The sequence below is a fragment of the Candidatus Obscuribacterales bacterium genome (genome assembly GCA_036703605.1).
GTDB lineage: Bacteria > Cyanobacteriota > Cyanobacteriia > RECH01 > RECH01 > RECH01.
This window is the reverse complement of sequence record DATNRH010001149.1, coordinates 1-8,835: the sequence shown is the minus strand read 5'-3', so window position 1 is coordinate 8,835 and position 8,835 is coordinate 1. Positions and strand designations below refer to the sequence as shown.

Genomic DNA, 8,835 nt, shown 5'->3' with positions numbered 1-8,835 from the left:
CCAGCGTCAGTTTATTCAGGGAATTGCTACCACAGGTTTGAAAGAGTGACATCATTCCAATGCTGTCCAGCAAAATTCCAGCCCGCCTTGTGTAGTTCGCGTTGGGTTTGGGCAAACTAAACGGAGTGAATCACACGATGTACCATGGGGCAAGATGGACAATGCGTTAGCAAGCTATCATTCAGGCATGACGTAGATGCTTGAATTCCACTAAGCTGCACACCAAGCGGAGGGGCTCATCAGGCTTGACGCATTTAGGTCAAGTGGAGCACTATGGTCCATTGTCTGCGATCGCTCAGCATGTCATCACCCGCCTGCTGAAGGATCTATGGAACCTAAGCTAGTCTGGGGCGAGTCCGTTCGTGAGCGGTGGTGTAGATCCCAACAGCAATGGGACGGCTATCGATCATCATGGATGTGTTGCTCTTGTGGATATCCCAGGGTGATGCACAGATCGGGTATATAAAACTGGCCCCGCATGAAACGATATGAATTATTCGCCCTAGTGAGCATCCAAACGCAAGGGTAAGCGCATGGGAAAAGCTGCACATCAACTGCAAGGCTATGTCCTAACGGACACGCTGCATGAGACCGATAGGACAGTGGTCTATCGGGCGCTTCGCGATCGCGATACTCTGCCGGTGGTGGTGAAGCTTTTGAAGCCGGAATATCCATCCCTGCGGGAGATCTCTCGTTTCCGCTACGAGTATGGCATCACCCAACAACTGTCCCTAGATGGGGTGGTGAAGTCCTATGATTTGCTGGAATGTGGCCATCGTTTGGCGCTGGTGCTAGAAGATTTTGGCGGGCGATCGCTCCATCCGGTGGCCGCTGCTTGGCCAATTGCCTTGGATGATCTGCTGGCCATGGCCATACAGTTGGCAGACACCCTTGCCCAGCTTCACGCTCAAGGCATCATCCATAAAGACATCAAGCCGGCCAATATTATCCACAATGCCCAGACCCGGCAAACCAAGCTAACGGATTTCAGCATCGCCATGCGCCTACTGCCTGACCTATCTCCAACGGGGGTTGTGGGTGGTTTGGAAGGTACCCTGGGCTACATGTCTCCGGAGCAAACCGGCCGCATGAATCGCACCCTGGATCATCGCACGGATTTCTACTCCTTCGGTGTGACCCTCTACGAATTATTGGTGGGACATCTTCCCTTTGCAGGGGATGATCCCATGGAATTGGTGCATTGCCACATTGCTAAACTGCCGGTAGCTCCCCATATACAGCGTCCTGAGGTACCCCAGGGACTATCTCAGGTGGTCATGAAGCTGCTGGAAAAAGATGCGGAAGATCGCTACCAGAGCGCCTATGGGCTCAAGGCTGATCTAGAACGCTGCCAAGAGCAATGGCAACGGCAGCAAGCGATCGCTCCTTTTCCCCTAGGCCAGGGAGATTATTGGGACTCCTTGCAGATTCCAGAAAAGCTCTACGGTCGAGAAGCCGAGCTGGAAACTTTGCTGAAAGCCTTTCGACGGGTTTGCCAAGGCCGGACAGAACTGCTGCTGGTTGGCGGCTATTCGGGCATTGGTAAATCGGCCTTGGTGCGGGAAATTCATCGCCCGGTAGTGCATCAGCATAGCTATTTTACCAGCGGAAAATTTGACCAATTTAAACGCGATACGCCCTATTCTGCCTTTGTGCAAGCCTTTCGAGAGTTAATGCGCCAAATTATGGCGGAAAGTAATGCTCGCTTGCAGGACTGGACGACGGCGCTGCGCCATGCTTTGGGCAGTAATGGCGAGTTGCTCACGAGTTTATTGCCAGAGCTGGAAGTGCTCTTGGGCTCCCAGCCTCCTGTTCCAGATCTACCCTCTGCGGAGGCCCAGAATCGCTTTAATCGAGTCTTGCAGTCGTTCATTCAGGTGTTTGCCACGGCGAAGCACCCCTTGGTGATCTTTTTGGATGACCTTCAATGGGCAGATTCGGCATCCCTGAATCTTATTGATGCTCTGATGAGCAATGCCCGCTACCGCTATTTGCTGTTGGTGGGGGCCTATCGCAACAACGAGGTGAGTACTATCCATCCCCTGATGGAGATGGTGGAACAGTTGCTCCATCTAGATGCGACCGTCACCACCCTTGAACTGGACAACCTGTTGCCCGACCAAGTGACCCAACTGGTCGCAGACACTCTACACTGCGATCGCACCTTGGTAGAACCTTTGAGCCATCTGTTATTTGAGAAAACCCAGGGCAATCCCTTTTTCCTGAATCAACTGCTCAAATCGCTCTACCACGATCATCTGCTGACCTTCGATCGTCAAGCCAAGACCTGGCAGTGGGATCTATCCCAGATTCAAGCCCTAGATATTACTGACAATGTGGTGGAGTTCATGGTGGTTGCCATTCAGCGGCTGCCAGTGGCGGCGCAAACCACCCTCCAGCTTGCAGCCTGTGTGGGCAATCAATTTGATCTGAAAACGCTGGTGCGAGTTCACGATCAACGGCCAGCGGTGGTCTCTGAACAGGTATGGGCGGCGGTGCAGGCTGGGCTATTGGTGCCGATGACCCATCAGTCCTATCCTGGTATGCATTGGGATAATGATCATCTGCCCTTTGATGAAGCGATCGCCTATCGCTTCCTTCATGATCGGGTGCAGCAGGCCGCCTATGCGCTGATTCCTGATGACCAAAAAATTAAGACTCACCTCAAGGTAGGGCGGCTATTGCTCAAACATACGCCGGCGGATCAATTAGACGATGTCCTGTTCGATGCAGTGAATGCGCTCAACCTAGGGCGATCGCTGATGACGGATGCAGAAGAACGGCGGCACTTGATTGACCTCAACCGCCAGGCTGGGAAGAAAGCTAAGGCTTCGGCGGCCTATCAATCAGCGCTGCACCACTTTGATATTGCCCTCGATCTGCTGCCCGATCATCCCTGGCATCATGCCTACGATCTCACCCTAGCGCTGCACCTGGAGGCGGCGGAGGCTGCCTATTTGACGACGGATTATGGGCGATCGCAGCTCCTGGTATCCGAGATTGAGCAATGGGCCCAGCCGGGGTTGGATCAGGTGAAGGCCTACGAGCTAAAAATTCAGTTTCATATGGCCCAGTCGCAATTGCAGGGCGCGATCGCGGCCGGTATGACGGCCCTAGAGATGCTCTATGGGGAACTGCCCATGGGTAGCATGGAAGACTGTGAAGCGCTGGCTAAATCCTTAGTTCTCCCTGCTCTCGATCAGTTGGAGTCTATTCCCATTCTGACGGATCCAAAGCATCAGGCGGCCCTGGAAATCATGCGGATTGTCTCCTCGCCAGCCTACCAAACCGATCCTCCCACGTTTTACCGGTTGATCTTGGCCCAGGTGCAGCTTTGCCTAGAGCATGGCCACTGCGCCCAAGCCTCCTTTGCCTATGCCGCCTATGGCTGGCTCATGTGTAGCCTGCTGCAAATGCCGGAGGTGGGCTACCAATCAGGACAAATTGCCCTGCATTTACTAGAACGCTTTGATGCCGAGCCGTTTCGCTGCAGCACCTATCAGATTTTTGAAACCTTCATCCGCCATTGGAAGGAACCCCTGCGGGCTACCCTCAGCCCGCTGCTGCATACCATCCGTGTGGGACAAGATACAGGGGACATCAGTTATACCAGCTATGCGGTAATGAACTACTGCACGCACCTCTTTTTGGTGGGTGAACCGCTCGATCGGGTGGCTAAGGCTCAGCAGCGACATATCGATCTTTTGGAGACGATGAAGCAAGAGCTGCAGCTTCACTATACGCAAATCGTGTATCAACTCACGCTGAATCTACAAACACCTAGCCCAGATCCTACAGTGCTATCAGGAGACGGTATTGATGAAGAGCAACTGATTCCTCGCCTAGAAGCAACTCACTATCACCAAGCGTTATTTTTGATCTATACCGCCAAGCTGATCTTGTCCTGCATTTTTGGGGACTATCGTGGTGCGGTAGCGGCAGCTAACCAAGCAGAACCTTATTTCAATAGCGGTGTGGGATTGGCGCTATCTGGTGCCTACCGTTTCTATCAAGTGCTGGCCTTTTTAGGACGCAGCCAGCAAACCCACGAAGCTATTCCCCAGACCTTGTTTCAGCAGGCCTTGGCTCAGCAACCCACCATTCAGCACTGGGCAGAAGCGGTACCCGCTAATTATCAACATCGGGCAGAGTTGATTACGGCGGAACTAGCGCAGCTTCAAGGAGATGTGCTGACGGCGATGGATGGGTATGACCGCGCCATTGAAACGGCTATTGACCATGGTTATCTGCATGAAGCAGCGATCGCCTGTGAGCGGGCCGCGATGTTTTATTTATCTATTGGCAAAAACCGCATTGGTCAAGCTTATCTAACCGACGCCTACTATAGTTATGTGCGCTGGGGAGCGATCGCCAAAGTTCGTCACATGGAACAGAACTATCCCCAGGTGTTAAATCCTGTGCTGCTGCGCAATGAGGAGGATCGGTCGATTAGCCTTTCGACCACTACCTCCACCACAGCTTCCACCCATCGCCACACCCATCTTCTGGATATGGCGACGGTGATCAAGGCATCCCAGGCTATTTCTCGGGAAATTGTTTTAGATCATCTGCTGGATACCTTTTTGCAAATCACCATTGAAAATGCTGGGGCCCAGCGTGGTGTATTTCTCATGCGCCAGAATGAAGAGTGGATGATTCAAGCCGATCGTAAGGTCGATCAGCCAGCAACAGAAACCCGCGATCGCCTTCCTCAACCCATGAGTCAGCGATCGCTGCCCGTGTCGATTATTAATTATGTGGCTAATACCCATGAAAGCCTGATTTTAGATGATGCCGGTGATGTATCTACCTTTTTCGCCGATCAGTATTTAGTTACAGAGAAACCCCGATCGATTCTTTGTTTCCCGATTGTTAAACAAGAGCAGTTGGTAAGCGTTCTGTATTTAGAGCATAAACTGACGGCGGGTGCCTTTACCCGCGATCGCACAGAGCTTCTAGAGGTGCTGATGGCCCAGTTGGCGATTTCTATTGAAAATGCTCAGCTCTACGCCAACCTCCAAGCTCATTCTCGCCAGCTTGAAAATAATTCCCTAGAACTTAAAATAAAAAATGAAGCCCTGCGCGAATCAGAGCAGCGGGAGCGGGACCGGGCCAAGCAGCTTAGCCGTTCCCTAGAACGCCTGAAGCAAACCCAGTCGCAACTGATTCAAACCGAAAAGATCTCAAGCTTGGGGCAACTGGTAGCTGGAGTGGCCCACGAGGTGAATAATCCCGTTGGCTTTATCGGCGGTAACCTCACCTACGCTGAGGAATATACCCAAGACTTGATGGGATTGCTAGCACTCTACCAGCAACATCTGCCCCATCCGCCAGAAGCCATTGTGGAACGCATGGATGATGTCGATCTCGACTACCTGCTCGAAGATTTGCCCAAACTGCTGTCGTCTATGAAAGTGGGCATTCAGCGCATTCGCGATATTATGTCGTCCTTGCGTACCTTCTCGCGCATGGATACCACCGAAAAGCAGCCGGCTAACATTCATGATGGCATCGACAGCACGCTGTTGATTTTGCAGCATCGCCTCAAGGCTAAAGCCTCCCGCCCTGCCATCGAGGTTTTTAAACACTACGGGGATCTGCCAGAGGTCAACTGTTTTGCAGGGCAGCTCAACCAGGTGTTCATGAACCTGCTGGCCAATGCCATTGATGCTTTTGAAGACCACAACCGCGATAGCTCCTATGGCGAGATTGAAGCAAATCCCAATCGCATTACCATTCAAACAGACGTGATTGCCTCCCAAGCTGTGATTCGTCTGACGGATAATGGACCGGGGATAGAGGCAAGTCTGCAAACGCGGCTGTTTGAACCTTTCTTTACCACCAAAGAGGTTGGGCGCGGTACCGGGCTTGGGCTGTCCATTAGTCGGCAAATTGTTGAAGAACAGCATGGCGGTCAGCTCACCCTCACGTCTATACCTGGACGAGGCACCACCTTTGTGATTCGGATTCCCCTATGATGCAACCTTCTTCCTTGAATTCTGTAGATCTCCAGCCCGGAGACCTTTGGGGGCGGGTGCGATCGCAGACCCAGCACGCTCTCACCTGCGGCGCACTGCAGTCGATTCCTACCTCCTACGAATGGGTGGAGTCGGGCGGGGTGCGGTTTTTGGTGCGGGTGGTGACCAATCTAATTCGCAAAGAGGCGGATTTGCACCAGCGATTGGCCAAGTCCGGCAAGCCGGTGAATCCCTTTTTGCCCTACGATGACAACCTTTGCGTGGGGGCATTGTCTGAACAGCATGTCTGTTTGCTCAATAAGTTCAACGTAGTGGATCACCATCTGTTGATTATCACCCGCCACTTTGAAGCCCAGGATACCTGGCTGACCGTTGCTGATTTTGCCGCTCTCTGGCACTGCTTGGCGGAAATAGATGGGCTGGGATTCTACAATGCGGGGGAGCCGGCGGGCGCAAGCCAACCCCATAAGCATGTGCAACTGATTCCCCTACCGATGGCCGACGAGATTGAGTCTAGTCCCATCGCGCCGGTGGTACAGAAGGCTTTGGCGGCCAGTTCCGACCCAATTGTGACGGCGAATTTGCCGTTTGCCCATGGCATTGCCCGGCTAGATGGCCTCGATCCCAACGATCGCTCTGGCGGCTCCTACCTCAGCGATCGCTACCGGGCCTTGGCCCAAGCCTTGGGTCTGCTGAACCCGACCCAACCGCTGCCGCCCCAGTCTCCGCCCTACAACCTGATCGTGACGCGTCAGTGGATGCTGATGGTGCCGCGATCGCAGTCCAGCTATCAGGGGGTGCCGGTGAATTCCCTCGGTTTTACGGGAGCGCTCCTGGCCCGCGACCATGACCAGCTCCAGCGGGTGAAGGAGTTAGATCCCATGACCATTTTGCAGCAGGTGGGGCAGCCTATAGGATGATGGGCGATCGCTGGTGTTGACTTAAGGTCATACACAATGGTGACCGCTCGGATGAACCAGTTTTCCAAGAAAATAGTATTGTATTGAAACAATCTTTTTCGGTGGGTGCTGGGCTGATGCAAGATTTTCAGGATATCTTTATTTCCTATGGTCGAAGAGACAGTCTGGAGTTTGCGTCTCGCCTCAATCGCCAGTTGATCGATCGCGGGTTTACCGTTTGGTTTGACTACGACGATATTCCCCTGGGGGTTGATTACCAGAAACAAATTGATGATGGCATTGAGCGGGCAGATAATGTCCTGTTCATCATTTCACCCCATTCTATTAACTCACCCTACTGCGGACTAGAACTCGAACTTGCACTCAAGCGCCACAAGCGCATCATTCCACTGCTCCATGTGGAACAAATTAGCTATGCAACCTGGAAAGAGCGCAATCCAGGCGGCACTGAACAGGAATGGGACGAGTATCAAGCCAAGGGATTGCACGATCATTTTCAAAATATGCATCCTAGTTTGCGCAAAATCAACTGGATTTATGCGCGGGAGGGACAAGATAATTTTGAAGCGGCTCTAGCCGGGTTATTGGACATTTGCGATCGCCACAAAGACTATGTGCATCAACACACGCTCCTACTGGCTAAAGCATTGGAGTGGGAACGACATCAGAAGCGATCGCCCTATCTCCTGATTGGTGAAGAACGGCTGCAGTCCGAAGACTGGCTGCAAGTCCGCTTCAAGGATTCACAACCGCCCTGTCTGCCTACGCCGCTCCACTGCGAGTTCATCACTGAAAGTCGCAAAAATGCCGAAAACTTGATGACGGATGTGTTTCTTGCCTATGCCGACGAAGACCGAGCGGCGGCAGAGCACATTCGCAATAGCCTATGGCGAGAAGGCTTTACCGTCTGGATGAATACGACGGATATTCAAGCCGGACGTGAGTTTCAACAGGTGATCGATAGCGGCATTGAAGAAGCGGATAATGTGGTGTATTTGCTGTCGCCTGACTCGGTGCGATCGCCCTATTGCCAGCATGAGTTGGACTACGCCCTATCCCTCAACAAGCGAATTATTCCCCTGTTGGCGGAGGCTGTATCGCTGGAACATATCCCTCTAACATTGCGAAATCTGCACTATATTGACCTGACGGACAATGTGACAGAAGGCGACTACGAACAAGATGAAAGCCAGTTGTTGCAGGTTTTACGGCAGGATGCCGCTTATCACGAAACCCATAAGGTATTGGTGACCAAAGCCCTCAAGTGGAAACGCCAAAACCACAACCCAGCGCTATTGCTACGAGGGTACAATCTGCGCGAGGCAGAAGCCTGGTACAAGTTAGCGAAACAACACGTTACGCATCCATCAATTTCTATCCAGGAGACATTTATTGAGGAAAGCCGACGCCAGCCGCCAGGGCTTTCGCTAGATGTCTTTATCTCCTATTCCCGTGCTGATTCTGGCTTTGCCCGCAAGCTGAACGATGCGCTACAGGTACAGGGCAAACGGACTTGGTTTGATCAGGAGAGCATTGCCGTAGGAACGGCTGACTTTCAGCAAGAAATTTGCCAAGGCATTGAAAGTGCTGATATTTTCTTATTCATTTTGTCGCCGCGATCGGTCAAGTCGCCCTACTGCGCTGATGAAGCTGAATATGCAGCTAAGTTAAACAAACGCTTTGTCACGGTATTGCATCAACCGATTGACTCGTCCACCCTGCATCCTGACTTGGCTAAGGTGCAATGGCTAGATTTCCATCAACGAGACGGTGACTTTTCCGCTCACTTGACTGAGTTGTTGCGCATTCTGGATACGGATACTGAGCATCTTCGTGCCCATACCCGGCTATTGTTGCGGGCGATCGAATGGGATGAAAAGGGGCGCAAGGAAAGTCTGTTGCTGCGGGACGACGAGTTGACCAATGCGGAACAATGG

3 protein-coding genes are annotated in these 8,835 nt (G+C 52.5%); all 3 read left to right on the top strand.

The genetic code is table 11. The annotated features are described in order from the left end of the window. Positions 1-533 precede the first annotated feature (533 nt). Positions 534-5,978 (top strand): ATP-binding sensor histidine kinase, encoded by a 5,445-nt coding sequence (locus V6D20_23815; protein HEY9818808.1) that lies wholly within the window; start codon positions 534-536, stop codon positions 5,976-5,978. Continuing rightward, the gene (locus V6D20_23810; protein HEY9818807.1) at positions 5,975-6,898 is read left to right on the top strand and encodes a hypothetical protein; all 924 of its coding nucleotides are present in this window, start codon (positions 5,975-5,977) and stop codon (positions 6,896-6,898) included. The genes V6D20_23815 and V6D20_23810 overlap by 4 nt, the downstream gene beginning before the upstream one ends. Before the next feature lie 83 nt (positions 6,899-6,981). Continuing rightward, a partial coding sequence (locus V6D20_23805; protein ID HEY9818806.1) for a toll/interleukin-1 receptor domain-containing protein occupies positions 6,982-8,835 on the top strand: 1,854 nt, incomplete at its 3' end.

Bases quoted from the DNA above. Each gene is read 5' to 3' on its own strand.
- V6D20_23815 (HEY9818808.1), top strand. From the start codon at position 534: ATGGGAAAAGCTGCACATCAACTGCAAGGCTATGTCCTAACGGACACG.
- V6D20_23810 (HEY9818807.1), top strand. From the start codon at position 5,975: ATGATGCAACCTTCTTCCTTGAATTCTGTAGATCTCCAGCCCGGAGAC.